The organism is Plesiomonas sp. ZOR0011, from assembly GCF_000800945.1.
GTDB classification, from domain to species: domain Bacteria; phylum Pseudomonadota; class Gammaproteobacteria; order Enterobacterales; family CAMTGL01; genus Plesiomonas; species Plesiomonas shigelloides.
On sequence record NZ_JRKB01000085.1, the window covers coordinates 1 to 2,269 of the forward strand.

The window sequence follows — 2,269 nt, forward strand, 5'->3', positions numbered from 1 at the left end:
GTCGTGCTTAATCGTAACTGATGCGTTGTCTGCATAAGAAAATAAAAAAAACCGCCGTAAGGCGGTTTTTTTTATGCGCGTAATACACAACGGGATAATGACATTTATACCGAGCGCGGCGTGTTCTGTTCGGCGAGTTCGGTTTCCGCGGCCTCATGCGCTAAATGATGATGGCCGTGCGGCAGTTTGTCTCCACAGAATTTACAGTGCAGCGCGTCGGCATCATGGCCGGTGCGATGACAGCTGTTGCAGCGGATCCGGTCTTTGTTCTTTTGCAGCTCTTCGGTTAGCTGCGCGGTCAAGATGCCGGTAGGAACCGCAATGATCGAGTAACCAATTAAGATAACCAGTGAGGCTATCACTCGCCCCGCTGGGGTGTGGGGCACCAGATCGCCATAACCCACGGTAGTCAGGGTCACGATAGCCCAGTAAATCCCCATCGGAATACTGGTAAAGCCGTTAGTCGGCCCTTCGACCACAAACATCAAGCTACCGAACAGGCACACCATCAGGCCGACCGCACCAAAGAACACCATCACTTTACGGTGCGTTTGGATCAAGCAGCGCCACAGCAGATTGGCCTCCGACATGTAGCGCACCAGTTTGAGAATGCGGAACAAGCGGAAAATACGCAGCACCCGCAGCATCAGGGTGTACTGTGCGCCCGGTAAGAACAGCGACAGATAGACCGGTAGGATAGAGATGAGATCGACCAGCCCATAAAAGCTTTTGGCATAGCGCAGCGGCTTAGGCGAGCAGTACAGACGCAGTAAATACTCCAGACTAAACAGGATACTGAAGACAATCTCACAAAAGATAAAAGGGCGGTACCACGGCGAGCCGGCCTCCAGTGTGGAGCCGATAATCAGTACGGCGACACTGAATAGCACAGCAAAGAACAACAGTATTTCAATGGCGCGGCCAGAAGGGCGCGAAGCATCGAATAAAAAGCGGTACAGGCGGTGGCGAAATTTACGTGGTTCAGACATAAAACATCCGTCAGCGGTTGCAAGGGCTTCTTGATGCCGCAAAGCGCGGGTTAATGCAAATTAACCCGCACGAAATGTTAATTATGACCGATTTTTTTGCGTGCCAGTGTAATGCTGTTACTGGTCGTGGTATTTCTCGCAGGCCAGCAGGGTATTTTGCATCAACGTCGCCACCGTCATTGGACCGACACCACCCGGTACTGGGGTGATCCATGCGGCGCGCTCTTTGGCAGTGGCAAAATCGATATCACCCACCACTTTGCCATCTGGCTGGCGGTTGATGCCTACATCAATCACGACTGCGCCCGGCTTGATCCAATCACCCGGAATAAAGTGTGGTTTACCTACCGCCACGACTAACAGATCGGCACGACGCACGTGGCTTTCCAGATCGCGGGTAAAGCGGTGAGTGGTGGTGACGGTGCAACCGGCCAGCAGCAGCTCCAGTGACATTGGGCGACCGACAATATTCGATGCGCCAACAACCACTGCTTCCATGCCGTAGGTGTCGATACCGGTTTTTTCAATCAAGGTCATGATACCGCCAGGGGTGCAAGGGCGCAGCGTCGGAATGCGCTGGCACAGACGGCCGATGGTGTACGGGTGGAAGCCGTCCACATCTTTGTTGGGATGGATACGCTCGATGACTTTGGTGGTATCGATGCTTTCAGGCAGGGGCAGCTGCACTAAGATGCCGTCGATATCAGGTGCGGCGTTCAGCTCGTCAATCAAGGTCAGCAGTTGGCTTTCGGTGGTGTCAGCCGGTAAATCGTAGGAGCGAGACACAAAACCAACTTCTTCGCAGGCCTTGCGTTTAGAGCCGACGTAGATTTGGGAGGCGGGGTCCTGACCGACCAGAACTACTGCCAATCCGGGGGCACGTTTACCTTGTGCAATCCGCTGTTGTACTTGTTGGGCAACTGTCGCTCTGACTTGTTGCGCAATCGTTTTCCCATCAATAATCATACCAGCCATCAGACCTGCGATCTCCCACACATTTAAGGAAGCCGTATTGTGTCAGAAACAGGCAAAAGAGTCAGCAGACTTCATAGTTTAAAACCAGACTGCACAAAAAATCATATTCTTGCTGGAGTTTTAAGCATTTAGTCGCTTTCGGGGCGAAAACATTTTGACTCGCCACCGCATCTCAGTATAATCCCGTCCCTATCAAGTCAGGTATTCGATTATTGATGCGTGGCGAGAGTCGGTGAGTAGCGCAGTCCGGTAGCGCAACTGGTTTGGGACCAGTGGGTCGGAGGTTCGAATCCTCTCTCACCGAC

The 2,269-nt window shown here is 52.8% G+C and carries 2 protein-coding genes and 1 tRNA gene; 1 reads left to right on the forward strand and 2 read right to left on the reverse strand.

Going from position 1 to position 2,269, the window contains the following annotated elements; all coding sequences use genetic code 11:
* Window positions 1-104 precede the first annotated feature (104 nt).
* Window positions 105-989, reverse strand: a complete 885-nt coding sequence (locus tag L975_RS15050) for an ion transporter (protein ID WP_072033088.1) — start codon at window positions 987-989, stop codon at window positions 105-107.
* Window positions 990-1,106: 117 nt separating this feature from the next.
* Window positions 1,107-1,964, reverse strand: coding sequence for a bifunctional methylenetetrahydrofolate dehydrogenase/methenyltetrahydrofolate cyclohydrolase FolD (gene folD, locus L975_RS15055; RefSeq protein WP_010862101.1), 858 nt, complete (start codon window positions 1,962-1,964; stop codon window positions 1,107-1,109).
* A gap of 230 nt (window positions 1,965-2,194) precedes the next feature.
* Between folD and L975_RS15060 the strand changes: the two genes are divergently transcribed.
* Window positions 2,195-2,268, forward strand: a tRNA-Pro gene (locus L975_RS15060).
* The last annotated feature ends 1 nt before the right edge of the window (window position 2,269 follow it).